Origin of the sequence: Microcoleus sp. D2_18a_B4 (assembly GCF_036702475.1) — a bacterium.
GTDB lineage: Bacteria > Cyanobacteriota > Cyanobacteriia > Cyanobacteriales > Microcoleaceae > Microcoleus.
The window spans coordinates 86139-112207 of record NZ_JAUBTL010000017.1 but is presented as its reverse complement, the minus strand read 5'-3'; the positions used below and the strand labels follow the sequence as shown (position 1 = coordinate 112207).

The window sequence follows — 26069 nt, the reverse complement described above, 5'->3', positions numbered from 1 at the left end:
GAAGAAGGAAGAAGGAAGAAGGAAGAAGGAAGAAGGAAGAAGGAAGAAGGAAGAAGGAAGAAGGAAGAAGGAAGAAGAAAGAAGGAAGAAGGAAGAAGGAAGAAGAAAGAAGGAGGAGGAGGGAAAAATATCTAATTGTTGAGCGGGAAAGTGCGCGGTGCGTGCCTTAGTTGTCATTGCGAGCCTCCGCGAAGCAATCGCATAGTAGAGATGTTCACTGGCCTAACTCTGGGAAGGGAAGGTGCGCTAGGCGCACCCTAGGCTGATGAGAAATTAGCTTTTTTGCAGATATTTTTAACCTATTTCCGCACAGCTTCCAGCAAGCGAGAATAGTAAAAGCTAGTGCTAGTCATCGCTGTTCTGTTAATAACAAAACCATTGTTTTCTAAGATTTTGATAATATCAGCTTCGCGGTGCTGGTAAGCGCGGGTAGTTTTGCTCGGGCCGGGGAAAAGTTCGCCAAATTTTTTGAGGGCGGTGAGTGCTAAAGTTTTGGGGGCAAAACTGATAATTAGTCGCGATTGGGCGATCGAACTTAGGTGAGCGATCATTTCCGCAGCCTTATCTTGAGGATAGTGGATCAGCACGTCCAAACAAATGACAGTGTGAAATTTGCCCGTTAAAGCTTCCAAATCTTGGGCGGCGAAGGAGATGTTGTAGAGCTTGCCGGGAACGGCTGTCGATCGAGCGTAGGCTTCTGCTACCATCTTTTCAGAGATATCGCTAGCGCAAACAATTGCCCCAGCCTCAGCCAGAGGAATGCTCAGAGATCCCACACCGCAGCCGGCATCGCAGACACAAAGCCCGGGTAAATTGCCGTCAGCTTGCAGCCATTCGATGACTGTATCCACCGTTTTCTGGTGCCCGGTGCGGATGTCTAGCTGAACTTTATTGACTTTGCCGTCGCCGTAAATTCGCTGCCACCGATCGAATCCCGTCGAGTTAAAATACTGTCTAACTATAGTCTTGTCGTCTACCAAATTCATCGATCTGCCTGCTGCTGAGTTATTGCCAACGGTTAAATATTATAAAGCCGCAGCGACAGTTATTGTTGACCGAAAGTAATTTAATCCGGGGCCCCCGGATTTATCAGTGGGCTAAGTTCTTCAATTTTAAATCTAAAATCTAAAATCTAAAATCTAAAATCCATTGACACTCCCCACCCAATTAAATTGAGTTAAATTTACTTATACGGGCGATCGCAACTCGAACAATCCCGAATTGAGAAACTAATTCCATAAAAACCGAGTTCAGCCGATCGCACATTCTAGCGATAATTTTAATCAGCCCTAAATTTAAAAAATATGGTGCTACAAGACCATTTCCGCCCGCCGCTGTCGGTTCGCCGTCACTGGCACGCCTTTCACAACGCCTGGGCGACTTACATTGCATCGGATTTGAATGCCAAATTACCCGCAAATTACTTTGCCGAACCCAACGTGCAGTTTGGGATTGAAATTGATGTAGCAGCTTTTGAGGAACCTCTACCGGAGTTTGATTGTCCAGAGACGGTAATTCGTTTGCAAAGAGATTTCCCAAACAATTGGATGTCACCCCCAGCCCAAAGCGTGCCTTTTCTAACTGCAGCGGAAACCGTGCAAGTCAGTATTTTTAACACTGAAGCCGGCCCGGTATTAGCCGGTGCAATTGAATTAGTAAGTCCTGCCAACAAAGATCGTTCTACTCATCGCGGTGCTTTTGTTTCTAAGTGCGAGACGTATTTGCGCCAGGGAATTGGGTTGGTAATAGTTGATGTTGTGACGGGAAGGAAGGCAAATCTTCATAATGAATTGTTAGCCCGTCTGGCGGGAGGAAGCGCTTTGCCCTTCGACGCTGAACTTTATGCTACAGCTTATCGACCGATCGAGCGAGACGGCAACCAATGCCTCGATATTTGGCAGGAAAAACTCGCTGTGGGCTGCGCGCTTCCTGCTTTACCGCTGTGGCTGCGGGGCGAGATTTGCTTGGCTGTGGAATTAAATAATATTTACGATCGAACTTGCCGAGAACACCGAATTGCTGTTAGCAGCGCTTAGCATAAGGACTCTTCGTCCTCACTACGAATTCTACTGTGCGAGAAACTAATGGCATGGAAACTAAATGGAATCACTTAAAACAACCGATGCCAAGCCAATTCTTTTGTCGGTTCATTTAAATTCCAGCGCAATAATTGAGTTGCTGAATTGCCGATAATTCCCGAAAGTCCGATCGCCTTTCTTGGAGATTCAGTTGCCAGGGCGATCGCACTTTCGGCATCGCAAATCCCCCACTCCACCAAATTCTGAACTCCCGCCAACAGCGGCAGAGTAGTACCTGCCAAAGTAGCACATTCCAGGGTCGAGTGATAATCTAATCTTACCCAAGCTGTACCTTTTCTGACTTCAATTTGTCGGGAATCCCAAGGATAAACACCGTCAGGCAAACCCAAAGGAGCCAAAGCATCGCTCACTAAAAAAACGCCTTTTTGATACCTACCAGCGCGTAGCAAAAAATCAATCATTGTCGGAGAAACGTGTTTCCCGTCAGCAATTAAACCGCATTTTACGCCCGGATAAACAATCGCCGCTCCCAACAAACCCGGTTCTCTGTGGTGCAAACTCGGCATCGCATTAAAAGCGTGAGTTACCATTGAAGCTCCCCGCTCAAATGCTTGTTGCGCTTGCTCTCCCGTCGCTTGGGAGTGTCCGAGACTGACGCAAATTCCCAAACTTTGCAAATAGGAAATGACTTCGCCAGTGCTGTCTAGCTCCGGCGCTAAAGTAATTATTTTGACAATATCGGCACAATCTCCTAAAACTTGCTTGACATTTTCTATAGTTAGCGGTAACAAAAACTCAACTGGGTGAGCTCCTCGCTTCTGGGGGTTGAGAAAAGGGCCTTCGAGATGAACGCCGAGAATTTCCGCTGTTTTGGGTTTAATTGTTGCGCGATCTGCGGTTTGTACAGTGCGGATATAATCAGCTATAGTCGAGAGCGATCGCCTAAACTTATCCAACGAAGTTGTCACCAAAGTAGGCAAAAAAGCATCGACTCCCTGATTCCACAAAAATTGACAAATTTTCGGCAAAATTTCAATATGCTTGCTTTCTAAATCGGGAAAAGCAAAACCGAGGGCGCCGTTAATCTGCAAGTCAACACCGCCCAGAGAAAGCCAATCGCCTCCTACATCAACCACGTGCAAATGGGGAGGACAAATCCGTTTAAATACGGCGTCCATCGGCAAAACTTCTTGAATGATTCCCGTTTCGTCAACAGCAAGCATCTGCAAATCCTTGCAACCGGGGAGGCGAGCATTGAGAATATCTGTGGGGGTGGCAGTTGGGGTTGTGGCTTCAGTCATCCGATTTTAGATTTTAGATTTTAGATTTTAGATTTAATATTCGCTACGGATAAATCCGGTGGCTGGCGATGAGGATGGGGAGCTTTTTGCTTTTTGCTGGCTCCAGGGCGGCTCAGACGGGGGATTGTGGCCAAATTGCTTTTAAGGGTCAGTTTCAGTCATCCGATTTTAGATTTTAGATTTTAGATTTTAGACTTAATATTCGCTACGGATAAATCCGGGGGCTGGCGATGAGGATGGGGAGCTTTTTGCTTTTTGCTGGCTCCAGGCCGGCTCAGACGGGGGCTTGTGGCCAAATTGCTTTTAAGGGTCAGTTTGGGTACAAAATATCTAAATTTGAGTTAACGCAATCATTTAAAATTAGCATTTATCTGAAATCTCACATCGGAAAATTTTATGAATCAAGCGACAGTTGGAATTATCATGGGTAGCGATTCGGATTTGCCAACCATGAAAGATGCGATCGCAGTTTGCGAAGAATTCAACGTTGCTTGCTCCGTGGCGATCGTCTCGGCGCACCGTACCCCCGATCGCATGGTGGAATACGCCCAAACCGCTCACCAACGAGGCTTGAAAGTCATTATCGCAGGTGCCGGGGGAGCGGCGCACCTCCCAGGTATGGTAGCATCTTTAACGCCCTTGCCCGTAATTGGGGTGCCCGTACCGAGCCGCCACCTGCAAGGGGTAGATTCGCTGTACTCGATCGTGCAAATGCCAGCCGGGATACCCGTAGCAACAGTGGGGATCGGCAACGCTAAGAATGCTGGCTTGCTGGCAGTTCAGATACTGGCAGCTCATCAGCCAGAATTGCTAGAGCGAGTTTTGCATTACCGCAAAACTTTGTCCGAATCTGTACTGAAAAAACAAAATCAACTAGAAGAGCTAGGCTATCATAACTATCTCAATCTCAAAAAATAATCCATAAACTTTTGTAGTAAGATTGGAAAGTTTTCCGAATATTGCTGAGCTTACTAGCCGTAAAGAGGGTAAAAGTGATTAAAATGACTGTCGGAAAGAAAAAGTCGAAACCCGTCAGGCGGGAGTCTTTAAATTTGTCAGCAGCTAATTTTTTTACGAAAGTCAACAGGTTGAAGAAGTTACAAAGGGCGATCGCCCGCCTCACTCCAAGTTGGCAAGCCTGTATACCTTTAGCTGCAATCATCGTCTTGGTGTGGGGATATGCGGCGGTAGCCCAAACAGCTCCCGCACCAACCACCGAGGAACAATTAGCAAGCCTTAAGGTGGGCATGGATACCATGTGGGTCATGGTGGCGGCGATGCTAGTGTTCTTTATGAACGCGGGTTTCTGTATGTTGGAAACCGGTTTTTGTCGCCAAAAAAATGCCGTCAACGTGCTGTCCAAAAACTTGATTGTTTTTGCGCTTTCTACGATCGCATATTGGGCGATCGGCTTTGCCTTAATGTTCAGTGACGGCAACGGTTTTATCGGCACCAGCGGCGGATTTTTCCTGTGGAACGTAGCTGACAACAGCCCCGCCACAGGAGAGGCTTATCAAGGCATTTTCGACTCGCTTAACTGGACGGGAGTGCCTCTTAACGCTAAATTCTTTTTCCAATTAGTTTTTGCGGGAACTGCTGCGACGATCGTTTCTGGAGCCGTTGCAGAGAGAATTAAATTCCTTGAATTCTTAATTTTCAGCTTGCTGCTAGTAGGCATTGCTTACCCAATTACCGGACACTGGATTTGGGGCGGCGGCTGGCTGGCAAAAGCAGGCTTCTGGGATTTTGCCGGTTCGACAGTGATTCACTCGGTAGGCGGTTGGGCTGCTTTGATGGGAGCGGCATTTTTGGGGCCGCGGATCGGCAAGTACCGCGACGGCGATACTGTGGCGATGCCGGGACACAATATGAGCATTGCCACCCTGGGCTGTTTGATTCTGTGGTTGGGTTGGTTCGGGTTCAATCCCGGTTCGACAATGGCAGTCGATCCAAATGCGATCGCCCACATTGCGCTCACCACCAACACCGCCGGTGCCTTCGGGGGAGCTGCTGCAACCATTACTGCTTGGCTGTACCTGGGCAAACCCGACCTTTCGATGATTATCAACGGCATCCTTGCCGGCTTAGTCGGCGTAACAGCGAGCTGCGCTTGGATCAACTTGCCCAACTCTGCCATAATCGGCACGATCGCCGGTATCCTGGTAGTTTTCGCCGTAACTTTCTTCGACAACTTGAAAATTGACGACCCTGTAGGCGCAACTTCAGTTCACTTAGTCTGCGGCATCTGGGGAACTCTGGCAGTTGGCTTATTTGCTGACGGGCCTACAACTGGACTTTATACCGCAGGCCCGGCAGCCGGATTGCTTGTGGGCGGAGGTTTCGGTCAACTATGGGCGCAGTTGGTTGGCATTATCTCTGTAGGCGGGATGACCGTGCTGCTGACTACGATTTTTTGGATGGCACTCAAAGCTTTGCTGGGTATCCGCGTTTCTGCTTTAGAGGAGGCTGAAGGTTTGGATATCGGCGAACACGGGATGGAAGCTTACACCGGGTTTGTGAAGGAAACGAGCTTGGATAACAGAAGTGAGAGCGGCTACGGCGTTTATGGTGGGGGTTCTGGTGGGAGGCCTAACAAAATGTAGAGCGTGCGAAGAGATCGATCTATTCAGCTTTCGTGTCCTAAATTAGCTATTTATCAGCTAATTCACCCCTTTATTCAGAAACACCCGAATCTGAAATACCCGCCAACTTAAGGCTGTCTATCGTTGTGCTCGCGTTTCAATCTTCGATACGAACGCGGGCATATTTTTATTTTTAGTTGACCTTTAATGGCTGACATATGGCGTTGCACAATTTGAGGATGATTATGCTGAGGTGTCCCGCCTGCTGTGAAAATACACGCCTTCGAGCTACGAGAGTCCATCCGACAAAAAAATCAAAATCATCCCGCTATTATGCAACACCTTACATACAGTAGTTTTCGATTGCATGAGATGTGCGCCGCTAATTGGTAATTGGTAATTGAGAATCTGTAACTAACGAACTTTGCAAACGGGTGTATTGATTAGAGTTTACCCGCAATTGCTTTCAGTTCTTCAACGACGCGCTTGTTCTTGGGATTCCTGCTGCCATCAAGGCGGGCGGAGACAACAGTGATTATTTCTAGTATATCTTTAGCTAAATCCTCGTCACAGCTAGTATTTTCGGTTTGATTTATAATCACTACCTCTGTCCCAAAGTGTTCGCACAAATTAAAAATTAGTTCAGACCCAAATCTCAGCAGTCTGTCTTTGTGAGTTAATACCAACCTTTCTACTTGATTGTCTGCGATCGCCCGAATTAGATGTTGTAAACCCCCCTTACTGTAATTAACCCCAGAACCTACATCCTCAATGATTTGGAATTGCCATCCCTGAGATGCACAAAACAATTCCAAAACTTGTTTTTGTCTGTCTAAATCATCTTTTTGGTTTTGACTGCTAACCCGAGCGTAAGCTATGGTTAAAGCGCCGTTGGGTTTTAAGCCGAGAAGATGAGCTAGGTCATAGCGTCTGTGACCATTAGCGGTGCGTTCGGGTATTAGCTTGCCTTCGGCTTCCCACCGGCGCAAGGTGGAAGCGCTCACACCTTTAAGTTTGGCTGCTTCTGTTATAGTTAATTTTTTCATTTTTGGATTTTAGCATCAGAAATGGGTAATTTCGGTAAGTTTTAGATATATTTTTGTCCCGGTCTGCGGGTTGGGCAAATCCGATTTATGGCAAGAAAGTTTGGTAGGCAGATTTTTTATGGTAAAGTAGTGCGAAAAAGCAAAGTTCTGCATCGCCGTCGCGCCCAACACAGCACAGTGCTTGATTATTACAAGAATTGAGGCTTTAATTGAGCGGTAAAGTTTGATGCAGCAATCAGTGCAAATTATTCGGTGTGATGGCTGCAAATAGCTTGAGTTTATGGAGAAGTTTGGAGGAGGTAGCAGAAGTAGAACTCATAAATCCCTCTTAGGGATGGAAGTTAGCCGATCGAAAACTGTTCCGGTTTGGGCTTTGCTATCTTTGGTGACGAACGGGGTACTGATACTTACAGTCGCTCAACTACTGCTGCGGGGAAACAACTTGACAGAAAGCTTCCAGGCGAATGATGCGGTGACGGCAGAAGTGGCCCAGGAACAAATTGACCAACCGGCGATCTCTGCAAAGGCAGTGCTAGACGTGCCCGTTCCCGGGCCGCGACATAAATGGACTTACCAGCAGTGGGTGACGCAGTTGGGTCGCGAAGCTGAGGCGGTGGCGGCGAATCGACCCTCAAGACTGAGTGTTTTGGCTGGGGATTCTCTGAGTATGTGGTTTCCGACAAAGCTGTTACCAGTCGATCGAATTTGGCTGAATCAAGGGATTTCGGGGGAGACTTCCGTGGGTTTGCTGAAGCGGTTGCAGTTGTTCGATCGAACTGCCCCGGATACGGTGTTTGTGATGATCGGGATTAACGATTTGTTGCGGGGGGCCAGCGACGAAGGGATTTTGGACAACCAGCGGCAGATTATTCGCGATTTGCGGTGGGCTCACCCCAAAGCACAAGTAGTTGTGCAGTCGATTTTGCCCCACAGCGGGGAACAAGCTACTTGGGAAAATCGCGATCGGCTGTTGGCGATTCCTAACAGTCGGATTAGGGCAATAAATCGACGGCTGAAAGAAATTGCTAGTTCGGAAAATGTTTTGTATCTGGATTTGTACCCGCTGTTTGCGGATGCTGAGGGCAATTTGCCAACTGAACTCAGCACAGATGGCTTGCACCTTAACGATCAAGGTTATCTGGTTTGGCGATCGGCCCTGCAACTGTTCGATCAGATGCAGTTGAAAAATGAGTCATGAATCATTAGTTATTAGTCATTAGTCATTAGTCCTTAGTCATTAGTCCTTAGTCATTAGTCCTTAGTCATGAGTCCTTAGTCATGAGTCCTTAGTCATGAGTCCTTAGTCATTAGTCCTTAGTTAGAAAAATAAAGGATGAAGTCCTATTCTCCCCAACTCTCCCCCTCTCCGATTACTGTGTTGTTACTGGCTATGTCAAGTAGCGACTGATACATTAAGAAATATGATAGTTAGCTATTTAGTATAGGGTGATACAGAATAACTGTTTGTACAAATGGTGCAATCCAAAAGGCATAGACCATTAGATTGATAGTTGACGAATTTAGATGAGTCCGGCTATACGAAGTCGGGAGGTTGAGGATTGGGGAATTATCTATTGAAGATTTGTTCCGCTAAAACACGGACTTAAAACCAAATAACTATTGCATCTAAAATCCTCGCATCTAAAATCGGCTCGGTCTTCCCTGAAAATTGCTGAGTATGAAAAGGTACAACTAACGTGATCAAAAAAAGTTTAACGATCGGCATCATGGCGCTGTGGCTGTTAAGCGGGCCGCTGATGGACAATGCCTTAGCTCAAGATGCTGGTGCCGCGGCTGCGGTGGCGCCGAATCCGATCAACAGCGGCGATACGGCCTGGATGTTGGTTTCCTCAGCACTGGTATTGCTGATGACACCGGGGCTGGCGTTTTTCTACGGGGGACTGGTGCGATCGCGCAACGTCCTCAACACCATGATGATGAGCTTGGTGATGATGGGAACGATCGGCGTCACCTGGACGTTGTGGGGGTACAGTTTAGCCTTTGATGTCACCGCCAGCAACCTCAATGATAAAGGGTTTGGTCAAGGGATCGAAAGCTTCATCGGCGGTTTCGACTGGATGTTCTTGAACAACGTCACGGCGGACACCCCAGATCCGATCGGCTACGCACCGACAATACCCCACCAAGTCTTCATGGTTTACCAGATGATGTTCGCCATCATCACTCCAGCCTTGATTTCCGGGGCGATCGTCGAAAGGGTAACATTTAAAACCTATTTCTGGTTCGTGCTGCTGTGGTCTACCTTCATCTACTCTCCTTTAGCCCACTGGGTTTGGGGTAGAGGCTGGCTGGCGGCGATCGGATCTCTGGACTTTGCCGGCGGCACAGTCGTACACATTAGTTCCGGTGTTTCTGCCGTTGTCGCAGCTTGGATGATCGGGCCCCGCAAAGACCACTTGAACAAGCCCCACACCCCTCACAACGTACCCTACGTCTTGCTGGGAATTGGGATGCTGTGGTTCGGCTGGTTTGGCTTCAACGGCGGTAGCGCTTTGGGATCTGGTTCTTTAGCAACAGTGGCTTTTGTCACCACGATGATTTCTGCAGCAGCCGGCGGTTTAACTTGGACAATTGTGGAATGGGTGCTCAGAGGCAAACCGACAGCAGTGGGAATTGCTAGCGGTTTCCTCGCGGGATTGGTGGGAATCACACCTGCGGCTGGATTCGTGCTGCCAGTGGGAGCGCTTTTGATCGGATCGATCACTTCGGTTTGCTGCTTCTTTGCCGTTAGTTTCCGGGCTAAGCTGGGATTTGACGACTCCTTGGATACCTTCCCGGTTCACGGCGTCGGCGGAACTGTGGGCGCGATTCTGACTGGCGTGTTTGCGACTAAAGCCGTTAACGCAGCCGGAAATAACGGGCTGTTTGCCGGGAATCCGGGGCTAATTGTGACCCAGTTTGTAGGCGTTCTAGTTACTTACCTGTTTGCGGCTGTCGGCACTTTTGTGATCCTGAAAATTTTGGAACAGTTTATGGAACTGCGAGTGCCCTCATCTGCTGAAGACCAAGGTTTGGATATCGGCCAGCACGGGGAAGAAGCTTACGGTGAGGATTTCGCCGGCGGTTTCAGTTCGTTTGAATCGAGTTCTCCTTTTGCGCCGAAGAAGGTTTGAAGCTGATTTTCTGTGGGAGTTCGATCGTGCAGAGACTCAGCAATCTTGGTCTCTGCAATTTTTTTAAGTTTTTTTTAACGAACCGCGAAGGCGCGAAGAGCGCGAAGAAGGAAGAGGAAGAAGGGTTAAGATGAGAGAATTATGCGTTTGATGCCTTCTTTGAGGATCGGAACGTTGAAGTTGATCAGAAGGCCTAGGGTGTTTTTGGTCATTTTAAGATAGGAGATAACTTGGGCTTCATGGATGGGAGCTAGCTTTTCGACAGCTTTTAATTCGACAATGAGGATATCGCCAACCAGAAAGTCTAATTGACCTTCGCCCACTGGATAACCTTTGTAAGTGATTGCTACTGGCTTTTTAGGGTGACAAGCTATCCCCCGCATCCGAAATTCAACTTCTAAGGATTCCTGATACACTGATTCTAAAAATCCTGGCCCCAAAAGCCGATGCACCTCAATAGCCGCCCCAATCACTCTATAAGCCAACTGTTCTAGCTGTTCGCCCAATTGTCTCATTCTTCTTTCTTCTTCCTTCGCGTTCTTCGCGTCTTCGCGGTTCATTCCTTCTTCCCTGTCCATGTGTCGATCGTATAAATAGCATATCCCCTCTTCGCTACTGAGCCAATAAGCCCGATCGCACCCCAGGCATTCTAAAATCAAAGGTAATTAACCTAGATTTCTACTCGATACCGCATGGATACTAAAGCTTTTAAACGATCGCTCCAACAGTCGGAAAACTACCACCGCAAGGGTTTCGGACACGAAGCTGAGGTAGCTGGGGTAATGCAGACGGCTTATCAAAGCAGTCTGATCCAGCAAATTCGCGACAATAATTACAGGCTGGAACGCGGCGCAGTCACGATCCGACTCGCTCAGGCTTTTGGGTTTTGCTGGGGGGTGGAACGCGCTGTAGCTATTGCTTACGAGACTCGCCAGCATTTCCCCTCGGAACGGATTTGGATTACTAATGAGATTATTCATAATCCGTCTGTGAATCAGCATTTGCGCGATATGGAAGTTGGTTTTATTGCTGTTGAAAAGGGGCAGAAAGATTTTTCGGTTGTCGATAGTGGCGATGTGGTAATTTTACCTGCTTTTGGAGCGAGTGTCCAAGAAATGCAGTTGCTTAATGATAAGGGCTGCAAGATTGTTGATACTACTTGTCCTTGGGTTTCTAAGGTTTGGAATACTGTTGAAAAGCACAAAAAAAAGGATTACACTTCGATTATTCACGGTCAGTACAAGCATGAGGAAACTGTTGCTACGAGTTCTTTTGCTGATAAGTATTTGATTGTGCTGAATTGGCAAGAAGCTGAATATGTCAGCAATTATATATTGCATGGGGGCGATCGCGCTGAGTTTCTTGCTAAGTTTAGTAAGGCTTATTCTGTTGGTTTTGACCCGGATCGGGATTTGGAAAGCGTTGGGATTGCTAACCAAACTACTATGCTCAAAACTGAGACAGAGAATATTGGCAAGTTGTTTGAAAAAACGATGATGCGGAAGTTCGGGCCGGAGAATTTGAACGAGCATTTTCAGAGTTTTAATACTATCTGCGATGCGACTCAGGAACGCCAAGATGCTATGTTGAGTTTGGTTGAAGAAAAGTTGGATTTGATGCTGGTGATTGGGGGTTTTAATTCTTCTAATACTACGCATTTGCAGGAAATTGCGATCGACAAAACTGTTCCTTCTTATCACATTGATTGTGCGGAGCGCATTTTACCGGGAAATCGGATCGAACACAAGCCTTTGGGGGGAGATTTGGTCGTAACTGAAGGTTGGCTACCGGATGGTAAAATTGTGGTGGGCGTGACTTCGGGTGCTTCTACGCCTGATAAGGTTGTTGAAGATGCGATCGATCGCATTTTCGCGATGAAATCAGCGGCTGCGATTGTGTAATTATATTGTTTCGGCACTGCACTCGGAATCATAATTTTCTCAGTTAATTTTCTCAGTGCAGCGCGAGTGTCTCTTTGCCAGTGCGATCGAGACGCTCGCTCGTAAAAAGATATAATTCCGATGTTAAACTATAGCCTTTCTCAGAAAGATGAGGTACTCATGGGCATAGGGCATAGGGCATAGGGCATAGGGCATAGGGCATACCTCACTACGCTTGAGAACCGCTATAATTTCAACCCCTTAATTCTCCCCAATTACCCGATCGCTCGCATTTCTGATTTCTGATACTATTCACCCGCGTCATCGCTTCTGTGAATTTCTCCCTCCCTCCAAAAGATTATTTTTTAAATAATATATTAAAAATTCGCCTTTTTTTTGGGGGTAAAAAGCTTGACTTGGCTATTTTGATAATGTATTATTTAATAATGGGAATAGTAGCAAAATTTAAATTTATGTCACCACTTCCATTATTTAAAATATACCCCAAAAATCAACTGGAGTCAATAGGTAAAAACTCTTTTCTTTGCGCCGCAATTTGAAACTGCCCAAGGAACAGGAACGATACAAAAATTGATGCAAAAAAAGGCGAATTAAGCTTTGCAGGCTATCCTAGATTGTCTGGTGTCTGCCTGAATCACGAGACGCAAGAGAGCGATTTATGCCATCTCCGACTTAAGGGGGATGCGAAGAGGAGCGAGGCTAAATTAGAAACAAGATCGATCGCACATTTGAGCCTTCAATTTATAGCCTTTAGTCGCCGTCTCTGACCGCCCCCAAAATTCGAGTAGTCCGTATCCAGCTAAAATAAAAAAAAGCAGGACTCGCGTGCCGAGTATTTCATGAAACAATCCCTGACTCGCCAAATCACCGCAGGTATCGGAATGGCCGTGGCGCTGCTGATTTTCAATGCGACTACTTCCTATCGCAATACTCTCAAGTTAGTCGAAAACGAACGCCGGGTAGGCCACACTCACCGAGTTTTAACCGAACTCGAAGCTACGCTTTCCACCTTAAAAGATGCTGAAACCGGACAGCGCGGTTATTTGCTGACGGGAGAAGAACGGTATTTAGAACCCTATCACAGCGCGATCGCCCGCATCAACGAGCAAGTAGTCGAATTGCAGCAGCTAACGGCTGACAATAATCGGCAGCAACAGCGCATTCGCAACTTGAAAATTGCGATCGACTCTAAATTAGCCGAACTTGAAGGAACCATAAATCTGCGACGCCAACAAAAGTTAGAAGCAGCCCTGCGGGAAGTAAAATCCGGTAGGGGAAAGCAAATCATGGGCGGCATTCGGCAGCAGATAGCCACCATGACTGCGGAAGAAACTCAGCTATTGCAGCAGCGTGCCCGAGAATCTCAAACGAGCGCTACTTTGACAATCCTGACTTTTACCGTTGCCACTTTAGTAAATTTCCTGTTGATGCTGTTGGTTTACTATTTGGTGAAGCGCGATCGAACTTTGCGCGACAATGCCGAAATCAAGCAAAATCAACTCTTAGAACAGCTAGAACACGATCGCCACTTCCTACAATTAACCGAAGAACGTTTCCGCCTCGCCATTCTCAACGCACCGCTGCCCATTATGCTGCACGCTGAAAACGGACAAGTTTTGCAAATTAACTGCGCTTGGACAGAACTCTCAGGGTACGAATACTCAGAAATTCCCACAATTGAAGATTGGACAGAAAAAGCTTACCACAACCGCAAATCGCTAGTGCAAGCAGATATCGATCGGCTGCACCAATTAAACACGCGCATTTCTGAAGGCGAATATATGATTGCCACAGCCAGTGGCGAAACTCGAATTTGGGACTTTTATTCCGCACCTTTAGGCGAGCTTTCCGACGGCAGAAGTTTAGTAATTAGTACCGCCATTGACATAACTGCGCGCAAACAAGCAGAAGCAGAAATTCGGATGCTCAACGCTACCTTAGAAAGGCGAGTGGAACTCCGCACAAATCAACTTCAAGCAGCTAACGAAGAATTAGAAGCTTTTACCTATACCGTCGCCCACGATTTGCGGGCTCCCCTGCGGGGAATGCAGGGATTAGCTGAAGCTTTATTAGAAGATTACCGTGACATCCTCGACGAACTTGGTCAAGAATACGCCCAGCAAATTGTTAATTCTGGGCAACAACTAGAAGAATTAATCGAAGATTTGCTAGCTTACAGCCGCCTGAGCCGCACTGATTTATCGCTGCAAGTTTTAGACTTAGAATCTGCTGTGGCCGAGGCAATTGCTATGGTAAAAGCCGACGCTAAATCCAGCCACGCTCAAATCAGTGTTCAATCACCCTTGCCTGCGGTAATTGCCCACCGCGTTACTTTAGTTCAAGTAATCGCCAATCTGCTCACCAATGCTATAAAATTTGTGGAAGGCGTATCACCCCAAGTGGAGATATGGGCCGAGGAACTGGAGCTGCCTCAAGAGGGACAGACAGACAGGGATACAGGGGGAGAATTGGAAAGGGGAACTGTGGGACAGTGGGAGCATTCTCAGTTACTTATGACCAGCCCTCTATTGCCAGTCGGCTTCATCCGTCTTTGGGTAGAAGACAACGGCATCGGTATTGCTCCAGAACATCAAAAACGCATTTTTGGGGTTTTTGAACGGCTGCACGGTATTGAGTCTTACCCCGGAACTGGTATAGGATTAGCTATTGTAAAAAAAGGAGTCGATCGCATGGGCGGTCAAGTTGGAGTGGAATCTCAATTAGGACAAGGCAGTCGATTTTGGATACAACTGAGGAAGCATGACCGAAACGCAGACGATTTTGCTGGTGGAAGATAACCCTGTTGATATTCTATTGATGCAGCGGGCATTTCGCCATGAGACTTTTGCTAATACTTCGCTGCAAATTGTGCGAGATGGAGATGCAGCGGTTTTTTATTTAAATGGGGACGGAGAATACGGCGATCGCGATCGCTATCCTTTACCTGCGATAATTTTACTAGACTTGAAATTGCCCAGGCGATCCGGTCACGAAGTTCTAGTTTGGCTGAGGCAGCAGCCGGAACTAAAACGCTTGCCGGTGGTTATGCTTACTTCTTCTAGGCAAACACTTGATGTCAAGCGCGCTTACGATTTAGGGGTAAATTCTTATTTGGTTAAACCGGTCGGGTTTGCTTCTTTATTGGAAATGATGCAGAGTTTTAGCGAGTATTGGCTCAACTATAGCGAACTGCCGGAACCTAGAGAATTGTCTGGTTTGTAGTAGCCGTTTCCCGGTTTTTATTGCTTGTTTACTCGTTACCAGGCTCTTTCGGGTAACGAGTAAATTAAGTTTCTAGTGAGTAAGCTGTTCTGCCTTTAAATTGTATGTCAAAAACATTTAAAGTCTTGTGGGGAGTAGGGGTTGGGCGTCGCGCCCGCCCTGAATATACAGTTTAAATGCGCGACAGCTTAAGCCCGTCCTGTATCATCTTAAAGGGGCGATTTCTAACATTTTTATGATAATATATATCGCCACTCTAGCTAATAGCAAAATTATTAATTGTTACAGTGCTACACATTTTGGTAATTGACGACAACCCAACAGATAGGCTGCTGGTCAAACGCGAATTAGATCGGCAATTCTCGCAATTGCAAATAACGGAAATTTTTGACGATAGATTATTCGGAGAAGCACTGAATCGAGGGGGATTCCATCTGGTAATTACTGATTACCAACTACGCTGGACGAACGGTTTAGATGTGCTGAAAACTATTAAAGCTAGTTATCCAGAATGCCCGATTGTAATGTTTACGAATACTGGCAACGAAGAAATTGCTGTAGAGGCAATGAAATCAGGATTGGACGACTACATTATCAAGTCGCCGAAGCACTATGTCCGCCTTTGCGTTACGGTTCGCGCAGTGCTCGATCGAGTTGCCGCCTGGGAACGAGTCGCCCGACTGGAAAATCAACTTCATTCTCTGCTAGAACACTTAAATGTCGGAGTTTTTCGAGCGACTTCCGAGGGGCAGCTTTTGGAAAGCAATCAAGCTTTTTTGCGCTTGTTTGATGCCAGCAATTTAGCAGATGTCCAAGGGATTTATCTTCAGAAATTGTTTGTGCAACCCCTAGATTCCGGGGAGTCTCGGTCTCAAAATATCGAAATTACATTTCCTTTGCCAGACGGTCGAGTAAAATGGATTCGGTTTACTCAATATCTCTACAGCGCAGAAGGTGAAAGTACCATTGAGGGATTGGTTGAAGATATTACTGAGCTCAAGCAGGCTGAACTTGCTTTGCGGGAATTTAATGAAACTTTGGAAGAGCGGGTGAGAGAGCGTACTGCTGAGTTAGAAGAAGTTAATGCACAGCTCGAATCGTTTACCTATTCAGTTTCTCACGACTTGCGCGCTCCTCTGCGGGGAATTTCGTTTTTTGCTGAAATGTTGCTTAAAGATAAAGCCAGCGAGTTGGAGGCTACCGCACAGGATTACTTGTATCGGATTAAGGACGCTGCAAGTCTGATGAATAGCTGGTAAAAGTATAGTCGTTTATGACATGGCATGGGAGGCATTAAGTCCCTCCCCTTTCACTTTTACTTTGAGCGGATTGACCCGCCTCGGCTGAACTACGCAGCTCTCTATCCCATTGCTAAACGCATTTGGGATTGCTTTTCTGAGGATATTGTAAGACCCGTTGACATCGGAGTTGATTAATTGACCGATTGATGTTCTGTACAAACCTCTCTTGATTCGCTTACCGCTAAATGCGACATCATCAGTGCCAGTATGCCCGTACAGAGGAATCGGATCTAGATTCAGGAAGTTCGACTTAGATGTGTAAGATTCTTCTTGCACGATCACCTTAATCCCAACCAGTCGAGCTTTGTATTCCAACATCTCAATTAATCGAGCGTGAGGAATACTGACGAAGTTTTGGTTGGTTTGCTTTCCTAAATCAATCTCGGTTTTCCATTGTGCATTCTTGCCAATTACTAGCGTCCCAATTTGTTTGGCGACCAAGATACCGATTATTAGCCGACTGGCGTGATGCAAGTAATTATCGACTTTTTGGTTGCGACAGCGAGTTATGCGCTGAATGCGAGGTGAACTTTTGCGACTTCCTTTCAATTGGGACTGTAACTGTGCTTTACGTTTGTTGTAGAACTGGTTGATTGATTTCAATGGTCGCCCGTTAATCAGGAGAGGGACGAAACCCGGCTGATTTGAAGTTAGCGCCACCAAATTATTCAGTCCTAAATCAATACTAGCTATAGATTTATCGTCGCTGACGGTGGACTCCGGCTCATCATAAATTACCTCAATCACATAGGAATCGCACTTGGGAACCAGTCTAACTTGGCAAATTAGATCGGGTTTCACTTTGGTTTTTATCAAAATTGCCATACCCGAAAGTTTAATAATTCCTTTCTTTAATTGCTGGCTACTAATCGCCTGAACTGTATAGACAAGAATATTCCGACCCTTGACTTTATCTTTATACTTCGGTAGCTTAGGGCGACCAGTAAATTTAGAGGAATCAATTTTGTAAGCTTTAACCGCTTCAAAAAACGATTTCCAATTCTTGTCCAATACCATCAAGATTTGTTGACTGACTTTAGCTGGTAAAGCCTTGTATGCTTGATGAGATTTCATCAAACGGTTCATTGCATTATAGTTGATATAACCCCATCCATAGACAAAACTCTGACGAATGACGTAGTTAGCGGCATTGTAGAGATTCTTGGATTTAAAAGCTAATTCATCAATCAGTGCGAACCGGTGTTCCGTAGATTTAATGATGTGCCTCTCTGCTAGTTGCATTTAAGGTTTCCATCCTTTAAGTCATGTGTTTTTTACTCGACTACTATGATAATATGATACTACTGTTGTTGATTGATGCTTACAAACTTAATGAAGTTTCACAATACTTTAATCGAAAATTTGCTAGAGTACAGCCGCCTCAGCAAAGCTAACTTGCCACTAAAAGCAGTCTCTCTTCATTTAATTGTGGCTCGATCGATCGCGCAACTAGAGGCGGAAATTGCCGAAAAACAAGCTCGGATAACGGTTGTTCAACCCCTACCTACGGTGTTGGCCCATCCTGCTACGCTGCTGCAAGTCTTGACTAACTTGCTTTCCAACGCTCCACCAGTTCGTGCAGCCTGGGATAGAGCCGCAGGTGCGAGTTTATGCAGAAGCTGAGGAAGAATATATCTATCTTTGGGTAGAAGACAACGGCATTGGTATTGCAGAAAGATTTCAAGAGAGGATTTTTGGGTTGTTCGATCGCCTGCACGCTTAAGAAGTGTATCCAGGGACGAGAATAGGGCTGGCGATAGCGAACAAAGGAGTCGATCGGATGGGGGGTGCGATCGGGCTGAAATCGACTCTGGGAATCGGTACCAGCTTCTGGGTAAAATTACGCAAGTGCCAGAGTTGAGGAAGCAAGTTCGGCAACGCGCAGTGAATCGGGATTTAAAAGATGAGGTTCTAGGGAAGAGGGTTTTAACAGCAATATTCTGCTGTAACTCCAAGAATCAATCAACCCGCTTGTGCACACCAGAAGACAGAATAAACAATTAGTATAGTAAAAGTTAAGTAATCTCTTGCACCTTTCCCGCCAGAGCCGGCTTTCTGATCTGTTTGACAACAACTTACTTAATTAATTAATTTGCTTGTGGACAGGCCCCTAAAAGGCCTGTTGAGGATATTACTAGCTTTAAAATATAATAAAATACAAGCAAATACAATAAAATTATTGGCAAGTCTAATTAACCCACCAAGTACATATTTAAATTGTCGAGATTGCTCAATAACATATTGTTAGATTTAAGAATGTTTGCGCCCATACAAAAACTAAAAGGCTAATGGTGTCTATTCTATTAATCGACGACAACCCGAACGATCGCCTGATGATCGAGCGAGAACTGAGAAAAACTTTTCCAGATTTAGAAATTAAGTCCGTTATTGATATCCAAAGTCTCGAACAAATCCTGACTGCCGGGGGTTTTGATATAGTAATTACCGACTACCAACTGCACTGGAGCGACGGATTAACTATTCTCCGCAAAGTTCACAGCCTCTACCCAAATTGTCCGGTAATTATGTGTACTGACAGTGGCAGCGAACAAGTGGCAGTCGAAGCTATGAAAGCGGGTTTGAGCGATTACGTGTTCAAAGGGCGACACTTAAAGCGGCTGGCGGCGGCAGTGGGCGAAAGCTTGAAAAATCAGCAGTTGCGCGAGAAATACGCGAAAACGTCGGCGCAGTTGGCAATTTCGGAGGAAAGGCTGAGGTTGGCGATCGAAGCCTCGAAAATGGGAACTTGGGATTGGAATTTATTAAATGGCGAGGTGGTTTGGTCGGAGGGACACGAACTGTTATTCGGGCTGGAAAAAGGCAGTTTTGCGGGAACTTACGAAGCTTTTTTTAGCTGCATTCACCCGGATGACCAGGCCTCGATCGCCCGGGCTGTTACCTTGGCTTTAGAAAACAAAATAGAATACCAATACGAATTTAGAGTCATTTGGCCTGACGGCAGCTTGCACTGGATCGCGAGTAGGGGCAAGTTTTTTGATGATGATACGGGTAAATCGGTGCGATCGAGCGGGGTGGTTTGGGATATTACCGATCGTAAATTATCGGAAGCCCGGGTGCAAGAAAGCGAGGAAAACTTGCGCTTTGCCCTAGAAGCAGCTAATACGATCGCTTTTAGCTGGGATGTGGCATCCGGGGAAGTCCGCCGTTCGCCCAATGCCGAAACACAGATGGGTTTGGGCCCAGACAGCACCTTTGGTACTTTTGAGCAAAAAAAGAATACGGTGCATCCAGAAGACCGCGAAAGCTTTTTGGCAGATTTGGATGCCGCACTCAGCGGGACGGGAGTCTACGAGTCGGAATACCGCCACGTGCGCCCCGACGGCTCAGTGATTTGGCTTCACGACAAAGGGCGGGTGGTTTTTGACCCATCGGGCACACCCCTTCGGCTGTTCGGCGTGGCGATCGACATTACGGATCGCAAACAGTTAGAATACGAGCGCTCGCGCGCGTTGGCCCGCGAGCGCTCGTATTTGCGCCGCCTGCAAAAGTTAACCTCCGCGTCAGTTGCTATCAACTCCACGCTGTCGGTGGCAGAAATACTTCAGTTAGCTGCCGATAGCGCCCGCCAAATTCTGGAAGTCCACCAGGTAGCGGTCAACCTCAACCCGGCGGCTAACTGGGATGCGGGAATTAGCAAGTTTTCCATGTCAGAAAAATACGCCGCGTGGCAAGATTACTGCGAAGAACCAGACGGTACGGGCATTTACCAACAAGTTTGTCAGCAGCAACAGGCGATGCGAATGACTCAAAGCGAGTTAGAGGCTCACCCGGCCTGGCGGGAGTTCGGCAAGGCTGCAGGGAAGCGCCCGCCGATGCGGGGCTGGCTGGCTGTACCGCTGACGGGTCGGGACGGCAGAAATCTGGGATTGATTCAGTTGTCGGACAAGTATGAGGGGGAGTTTGCCGAAGATGATGAAACTATTTTAATGCAGTTGGCTCAGGCTGTGTCGGGGGCGATCGACAATGCCCGACTTTACGAGGAATCTCAGCAAGCAAATCGAATGAAAGATGAGTTTTTGGCAACTCTTTCTCACGAGTTGCGATCGCCCTTAAACGCGATTTTGGGCTGGGCGCAACTGCTGCGGCACCGCAGTTTTAGTCCGGCTGCTACTGGGCGAGCTTTAGAAACGATCGAGCGAAATGCTAAATTGCAAACTCAATTGATTGATGATTTGCTGGATATTTCTAGAATTATTCGCGGCAAGTTGACTTTGAATCCTTGTGCGGTAAATTTGATTTCGATGGTGGAAGCAGCGGTGAATACGGTGCGGTTGGCCGCCGATGCTAAGTCGATCGATTTACGGTTTGCAATTGTAGATTTGGGCTTGGAGACTGCAGAGTTTTCCGAAGCCGGGGAGATTTCTGGCAATCCTGAATCTCCGTTAAATCCGAAATTTTGGGTATCAGGAGACCCCGGCCGCTTGCAGCAAGTGATTTGGAATTTGCTGACGAATGCGATTAAGTTTACGCCGCGCGGGGGGCGAGTTGAAATCCGGCTTTCGAGAGTTGATTCGGATGTTGAGTTGGCTGTTACCGACACGGGAATTGGGGTTGCACCGAATTTTTTGCCTTACGTGTTTGAGTCTTTCCGCCAAGCGGATGCTACGATTACTCGCAATTATAGCGGTTTGGGGCTGGGTCTGGCGATCGTCCGGCAGTTGGTGGAACTCCACGGCGGCACGGTTTGGGCGAGCAGTCCGGGACTGGATATGGGATCGACTTTTACTTTCCGTCTCCCTGCGATGCAGGTAAATTCGATCGCCGGCGAGGAAGCGCAGGTTTTGGCTGGCGCTGGTAATTTACTGGGAGTTAAGGTTTTGCTGGTTGATGACGAGGTTGATTCGCGGGAATTTATGAGGTTTGTCTTGGGGGATTCCGGGGCCACTGTCAGGGCTGCATCGTCTGCTGCTGAGGCGTTTGAGGTGGCTTCGCAGTTTGAGCCGGATGTTGTGGTCAGCGATATCGGAATGCCGGAGGAAGACGGCTATTCGCTGCTACGAAGGCTGCGTTCTTGGAACACGCAGACAGGGAAATTTTGGGCGATCGCTCTGACGGCTTATGCTAGGGATGAAGACCGCGATCGTGCTTTTGCTGCGGGTTTCGATCGGCATCTGTCTAAACCTGTGCAACCCGATGTGTTGGTAGAGACTATAGTCAAGTTGAGGCAGCAAGGGCTAACAACATAAAAAATTCTATTAATAAATGGTAAATGGTAAATGGTAAATGGTAAATGGTAAATGGTAAATGGTAATTGGTAATTGGTAATTGGTAAATGGTAAATGGTAAATGGTAAATGGTAAATGGTAAATGGTAAATGGTAAATGGTAAATGGTAAATGGTAAATGGGAATTGTGTTTGTAGTGGCGACTTTAATCCTCGTAAAACTCGCTCGTACTTGCCTTCCTCACTACCAATCTATAATGCTGATTTTACCGGACACCACCTGATTAACCGGACTGGATATCGACGGAATCGCTCAACTGAGAAATATAAAAATTTGTATTTTTCAAACTCTTCAACTTCTGCTTGTGGGGCTTTGCTTCTAGCCCGCCTAAAATATGCAATTTCTATGCCGATTAGGTGATTGGTTTGTGTTAATATGCTAAAATATCCAACAACCACGCGGTAATAATTAGGTGGACAAACTTCAAACAGATATAGAGGCAATTTACTCTCAAATTGAGGAATTGCGCCTGGAACGCCAGCAGCTTAGTATTGCCGATGTTGTCCCAGCCGGTGATTCGCCCCAAGCGATCGCCGATGCTTATCGTCGTCACGCGAGGGAAACAGCACAAGTGTCGGCAGAAGTCAAGGGTATAGATGACGCGATCGCGGCTCTGTCTGCTCAACTAAGTCAGAAACAGCAGCAGTCGGTAAAGTTGCAAAGAATCACTCCGATGGAGGAGCAAGTTGAAGAAGGAAGATTACTAGCTCAGGGACACGCGGAACGGATTAATGAACTGGCGGCGGAACTGGCGGCGGAAGTGAAGGGACTCAAAGCCATCGCCGACCAAATTAGTCCCAGCTACTGGCAGGTTTATTACAAGCCTTTTATTACGGGTTTTAAGAGTATTTCAGTTCCCTACGTGCGATCGGACGGGGATGTTTGGACTATTGTCAATCGAGTAGTTTAGAGAGGCTGCGGGAGCAGAAATAATCAGCGCTCAAGACATTTTTTTCCTGTCCCTATTCCTCTACCTCAACCTCGCAGCAATTGCTTAATAGTCCCGACCAATTCTTGAGGGTGAAATGGCTTGGCGATGTAAGCGTCGGCTCCTTGTTTCATTCCCCAATAGCGATCGAACTCTTCGCTTTTGCTCGAACACATTACCACCGGCAAATTTTGGGTTTTAGGGTCGCTTTTGAGCCGGCGACAGACTTCGTAGCCGTTCATCCGGGGCATCACGATATCCAGAACGACTAAATCTGGGCGGTTAGCCTTGATTTGCTCTAGAGCTTCTACGCCATCACTCGCTACGGTGACGTTGAGTCCTCTACCTTTGAGCAAGTCGGCGATCATCTCCCGCAGAGTGACGCTATCATCAACAACCATAACTGTACTCATAGAATAATCCCTACCAAGTTTCTGGGTTGAAACGTTCTCATTAACGTTTACACTAACGTTCACCTTCAAAGGTGTCTTTTCCTGATTGAGATTGCGCTCTGCTAAATGTAGTTTACCCACTTTTGCTGATTTCTCAATCATTTTCTGAGTAATTTCGGCCAAATTTAAAGTTCCGCGCAATCTCGGTTGACACAGGAGGCTATGTCCGTTAGTCTATCATTTTCTTTCTCAAATGGTACTATTATCAAAAAATCAGGGTATAGCTTGGTTGTGCGTTTCCGGTTGAGGACGGCGGCCCTCGGCTGCCTGCATCAACGGGAGCATCTCAATGAAAGCAGCCCTCCGCTAGAAATTGGAGTTTTGAGGCAGAAGGCAGGAGGCAGAAGGCAGGAGGAAAGAGGAAGAAGGAAAGAGGAAGAAGGAAAGAGGAAGAAGGAAAGAGGAAGAAGGAAGGAGCTAGAAGAAGTTTTTTTACAAATATGAGATGCTCCCTGCATCAACATTTGTCTAATTAGGATTTTTCGTACCTAAAGCCGATAGTTTTTGGTCGTAGAGCGTGTCTAAAACGACCGGGCGCTGGCGGTAGCTGTGACCGGTGTTTTTGCAGCCGTTAGCAACGATTCCCAAGACGGAAGCTCCAGAAATTTTTAATTCTTCTAAAACTTTGCGAACTTGCGATCGGTCTGTTTGCCCAATTTGGACGACCATAATCGTAGCGTCTGTGCGAGCTGCGATCAAGTGGGTGTCTGCCAAGCCTGCTACTGGCGGGGTGTCATAAATTACTAAGTCAAAAAATGCTTGAAATTGCTCCATTAGATACTGCATTTTTTTGGAAGAAAGAAGCTTGATCGGATCGGGGGGAATTTGGCCTGCGGTGAGTACGAACAAATTTTCTTGGTTCGGGGCTCGTTGAATCGCGTCGTTGAGGCTGAGATCCGTGGAGATGGCATCGCCCAGGCCACGCACGTTTGGGAGTCCTAACTTAGCGTGCAGTTGCGGGCAACGCAAATCTGCATCTACTAACAATACTCGCTGTCCGACTGCTGCTGCTGTGGCTGCTAGGTGCAAAGCTACTGTAGATTTGCCGTCTCCGGCTACGGCTGAGCCGACTAAGAGCGATCGAATTGCTGTGCCTGCACTCAGCAAGTGAATGTTCGTGTATAGCGATCGAAATGCTTCTAAAAATTGATAGTCCAAGTCGCTCAAAATACTTTGCCCCCCGCTCATCGGACCAGTATGTCTAGCTTCGGCCGGTTCGACTACTTCCACTTTCGAGTTCGATCGAGCCGATGTTAGTTTCCTCTGTCTAGCTGGCGGTCGGCGCTTGACTTTCTTTGTAAACGGAATCACCCCGAGTATTGGCAATCTTGTGGCCATTCTGAGTGATTCTGGAGTGTGGAACACAGTATTTAGTACCTCTACGAGCAAGCCGACTGCTATGCCAAGCAGACTGCTTAAAATTACTGCCAGCGCTAACTGTTTTCTGGTTTGTTTGACGGTAGCTGTTATGGGGTTGCCGAATTTGTCTAGCGGAATTTGCGGAGGATTTATCAGCACCCAGGGTATTTGCTCCTGAGCCGCATCAATCCGCAAGGCTTCTCGTTTTGCCAAGAAGTCCGACAAACTCTTAGTAACTACTTGCAGTTCCCGCTGTAAATTGTCGTATTGTCGGGTTGTAACTGAAAAGTTTCTAATTTTTTGGTTGAGAGCATTTTGCAAAGCGGTCATTTCGCGATCGCGCGCTTCAATTTCTTTGATTTGCGTCTCTAAATTTCCCATCACCACTTCTTTTGCTTGTTGAGTGGCGGTTAAAATCAGTTCTTCCCGACTTTTTCGCAGCGCTAAAACTGGCAAACTGTCTTCTCTGTACTGAGCTGATTTTAATGACAATTCTGAGTCTATTCTCTGAATTTGACCTAAGAGTCCGCCGTAAGCTTGTCCTTGGGTCATCAGCAGCCCCTGGGGATTATTTTCGTTGAGTAGTTTTTCATAGCTTTGGTAGAGGTTTCGCATCCCTTTTAGCTGAACTCTAATTTCTACTTGCTTGCCCCGAATGCTTTGAACTTGTTCAGACAGAGATCTTCCCTCTAGCTGGGGTTCAAACAAGTTGCTCTGCTGCCGCAGTCTTTGGACTTGCAATTGCAGAACTTCTACTCTTTCTCGGAGCTTGGGCAGCTCCGCATCTATAAATTTAATACCTTGATTAATGCCCGTCAGCCGTTGCTGCAAGCTGTAATCTAGATAAGCTTTTGAAATTTTATCCAATACCGTGTAAATTTTTTTTCGGTTTGAATCTTTGTAACGAACTTGTAAAATTTTTGTGCCTTGCTGTTTACCATCTTTCGTGTAGCTGATGCGGTTGATCGACATTTTTGAGTTCAGTTCGCTATAGCTCATTTTGGGATACCAAGCCCGCAATTCCTCAATCACTGGCTGCATCATTCTGGGACTTCGCAAAATCCTAATTTGGGTTTCGTAGTCTAGTAGGCTAATTCCTTCTATATTAATTCTTGCTAAGTCGGCAGCTTGGGTGTTGTTTAATTGTTTGGATAGCAAACCTTCAGCCGTGGCTGGTTCTACCAACAAGGAAAAGGAGCCTTCATACTCGATCGTAATCTGTTTAGACGTGAGGACGATCGCTGTTCCTGCCAGGGCGCTCAAAGCAATTGTGGCTGCTGCCATGACCAGGAAGCGACGGCGCACGACGCCTAACAGCCAGGACAAGTCTAGCTTTTCTTCTTCTCTCTCCTCTACGAAGTGATCTCTGTAGTTCTGAGCAGATAACTCCGGCAGTTTGCCATTCGATTTGGGTGTGAAGGGTTGGTAATCTTGTCTGCTATCCATATTCAGCCTGGGTATTTTTGAGGTTGATATTTTTGAGGTTGATATTTTTGAAGCGGCCAGCTCGCGGCTGGGTAATCTTATTGTTTAGTTTATTCTAGCCTTTGCCAGGAATT

Annotated in this window: 21 protein-coding genes; 14 read left to right on the top strand and 7 right to left on the bottom strand. The window is 46.7% G+C overall.

Annotated features, from left to right (window positions below):
- Window positions 1–299 precede the first annotated feature (299 nt).
- Window positions 300–986, bottom strand: coding sequence for a magnesium protoporphyrin IX methyltransferase (gene bchM, locus QUB04_RS12875; protein ID WP_333144434.1), 687 nt, complete (start codon window positions 984–986; stop codon window positions 300–302).
- Window positions 987–1304: 318 nt separating this feature from the next.
- Between bchM and QUB04_RS12870 the strand changes: the two genes are divergently transcribed.
- Complete coding sequence (locus QUB04_RS12870; RefSeq protein ID WP_333284709.1) at window positions 1305–2036, top strand: DUF4058 family protein; 732 nt, start codon at window positions 1305–1307, stop codon at window positions 2034–2036.
- Window positions 2037–2110: 74 nt separating this feature from the next.
- On the opposite strand, the gene nagA is transcribed toward QUB04_RS12870, so the two are convergent.
- On the bottom strand, window positions 2111–3340 hold the full coding sequence (nagA, locus tag QUB04_RS12865) for an N-acetylglucosamine-6-phosphate deacetylase (protein ID WP_333284707.1): 1230 nt from the start codon (window positions 3338–3340) through the stop codon (window positions 2111–2113).
- Window positions 3341–3736: 396 nt separating this feature from the next.
- Here nagA and purE point away from each other — a divergent pair, with 396 nt between their 5' ends.
- Both purE and QUB04_RS12855 read left to right on the top strand, forming a co-directional pair.
- Window positions 3737–4258 carry a 5-(carboxyamino)imidazole ribonucleotide mutase gene (purE, locus tag QUB04_RS12860; RefSeq protein ID WP_333284705.1) on the top strand — a complete coding sequence of 174 codons (522 nt, stop codon included), beginning with the start codon at window positions 3737–3739 and terminating at the stop codon, window positions 4256–4258.
- A gap of 83 nt (window positions 4259–4341) precedes the next feature.
- On the top strand, window positions 4342–5943 hold the full coding sequence (locus QUB04_RS12855; protein WP_333284703.1) for an ammonium transporter: 1602 nt from the start codon (window positions 4342–4344) through the stop codon (window positions 5941–5943).
- A gap of 422 nt (window positions 5944–6365) precedes the next feature.
- Here the strand turns inward: QUB04_RS12855 and QUB04_RS12850 are convergent, their stop codons facing one another.
- Complete coding sequence (locus QUB04_RS12850) at window positions 6366–6968, bottom strand: IS607 family transposase (protein ID WP_333284701.1); 603 nt, start codon at window positions 6966–6968, stop codon at window positions 6366–6368.
- 280 nt (window positions 6969–7248) lie between these two features.
- Between QUB04_RS12850 and QUB04_RS12845 the strand changes: the two genes are divergently transcribed.
- Together QUB04_RS12845 and QUB04_RS12840 are read left to right on the top strand one after the other, a co-directional pair.
- On the top strand, window positions 7249–8166 hold the full coding sequence (locus QUB04_RS12845) for an SGNH/GDSL hydrolase family protein (protein ID WP_333284700.1): 918 nt from the start codon (window positions 7249–7251) through the stop codon (window positions 8164–8166).
- 499 nt (window positions 8167–8665) lie between these two features.
- A complete protein-coding gene (locus QUB04_RS12840; RefSeq protein WP_333284699.1) occupies window positions 8666–10102 on the top strand; it encodes an ammonium transporter in 1437 nt (478 codons plus the stop codon).
- A gap of 125 nt (window positions 10103–10227) precedes the next feature.
- Here QUB04_RS12840 and QUB04_RS12835 read toward each other — a convergent pair whose 3' ends face one another.
- Window positions 10228–10761 (bottom strand): GxxExxY protein, encoded by a 534-nt coding sequence (locus QUB04_RS12835; protein WP_333284697.1) that lies wholly within the window; start codon window positions 10759–10761, stop codon window positions 10228–10230.
- Between the two features lie 33 nt (window positions 10762–10794).
- On the opposite strand from QUB04_RS12835, the gene QUB04_RS12830 reads away from it, so the two are divergent.
- From QUB04_RS12830 to QUB04_RS12815, 4 genes are all read left to right on the top strand, one after another.
- Window positions 10795–12003: a 4-hydroxy-3-methylbut-2-enyl diphosphate reductase gene (locus QUB04_RS12830; RefSeq protein WP_333284695.1), complete on the top strand. Its 1209-nt coding sequence runs from the start codon at window positions 10795–10797 to the stop codon at window positions 12001–12003.
- Between the two features lie 839 nt (window positions 12004–12842).
- Complete coding sequence (locus tag QUB04_RS12825) at window positions 12843–14801, top strand: CHASE3 domain-containing protein (protein WP_333284693.1); 1959 nt, start codon at window positions 12843–12845, stop codon at window positions 14799–14801.
- Window positions 14764–15225 (top strand): response regulator, encoded by a 462-nt coding sequence (locus tag QUB04_RS12820; protein ID WP_333284691.1) that lies wholly within the window; start codon window positions 14764–14766, stop codon window positions 15223–15225. Before QUB04_RS12825 ends, QUB04_RS12820 begins: the two co-directional genes overlap by 38 nt.
- Before the next feature lie 287 nt (window positions 15226–15512).
- The gene (locus tag QUB04_RS12815) at window positions 15513–16484 is read left to right on the top strand and encodes a response regulator (protein ID WP_333284689.1); all 972 of its coding nucleotides are present in this window, start codon (window positions 15513–15515) and stop codon (window positions 16482–16484) included.
- 12 nt (window positions 16485–16496) lie between these two features.
- On the opposite strand, the gene QUB04_RS12810 is transcribed toward QUB04_RS12815, so the two are convergent.
- Window positions 16497–17768: a transposase gene (locus tag QUB04_RS12810; RefSeq protein WP_333284688.1), complete on the bottom strand. Its 1272-nt coding sequence runs from the start codon at window positions 17766–17768 to the stop codon at window positions 16497–16499.
- A 90-nt stretch (window positions 17769–17858) separates the two neighbouring features.
- On the opposite strand from QUB04_RS12810, the gene QUB04_RS12805 reads away from it, so the two are divergent.
- The 4 genes from QUB04_RS12805 (at window position 17859) to QUB04_RS12790 (ending at window position 22681) form a co-directional block, all read left to right on the top strand.
- Window positions 17859–18149 carry a hypothetical protein gene (locus tag QUB04_RS12805; protein ID WP_333284686.1) on the top strand — a complete coding sequence of 97 codons (291 nt, stop codon included), beginning with the start codon at window positions 17859–17861 and terminating at the stop codon, window positions 18147–18149.
- Window positions 18127–18249 carry a hypothetical protein gene (locus QUB04_RS12800; protein WP_333284684.1) on the top strand — a complete coding sequence of 41 codons (123 nt, stop codon included), beginning with the start codon at window positions 18127–18129 and terminating at the stop codon, window positions 18247–18249. The genes QUB04_RS12805 and QUB04_RS12800 overlap by 23 nt, the downstream gene beginning before the upstream one ends.
- A gap of 565 nt (window positions 18250–18814) precedes the next feature.
- Entirely contained in the window at window positions 18815–21733 is a 2919-nt protein-coding gene (locus tag QUB04_RS12795; RefSeq protein WP_333284682.1) for a response regulator, read from the top strand.
- A 450-nt stretch (window positions 21734–22183) separates the two neighbouring features.
- On the top strand, window positions 22184–22681 hold the full coding sequence (locus tag QUB04_RS12790; protein ID WP_333150221.1) for a hypothetical protein: 498 nt from the start codon (window positions 22184–22186) through the stop codon (window positions 22679–22681).
- A 65-nt stretch (window positions 22682–22746) separates the two neighbouring features.
- Here the strand turns inward: QUB04_RS12790 and QUB04_RS12785 are convergent, their stop codons facing one another.
- The gene (locus QUB04_RS12785; RefSeq protein ID WP_039886668.1) at window positions 22747–23112 is read right to left on the bottom strand and encodes a response regulator transcription factor; all 366 of its coding nucleotides are present in this window, start codon (window positions 23110–23112) and stop codon (window positions 22747–22749) included.
- A gap of 201 nt (window positions 23113–23313) precedes the next feature.
- Between QUB04_RS12785 and QUB04_RS12780 the strand changes: the two genes are divergently transcribed.
- The gene (locus tag QUB04_RS12780) at window positions 23314–23595 is read left to right on the top strand and encodes a hypothetical protein (protein ID WP_333284680.1); all 282 of its coding nucleotides are present in this window, start codon (window positions 23314–23316) and stop codon (window positions 23593–23595) included.
- A 24-nt stretch (window positions 23596–23619) separates the two neighbouring features.
- Here the strand turns inward: QUB04_RS12780 and QUB04_RS12775 are convergent, their stop codons facing one another.
- Complete coding sequence (locus tag QUB04_RS12775) at window positions 23620–25956, bottom strand: polysaccharide biosynthesis tyrosine autokinase (RefSeq protein WP_333284678.1); 2337 nt, start codon at window positions 25954–25956, stop codon at window positions 23620–23622.
- Window positions 25957–26069: the final 113 nt, after the last annotated feature.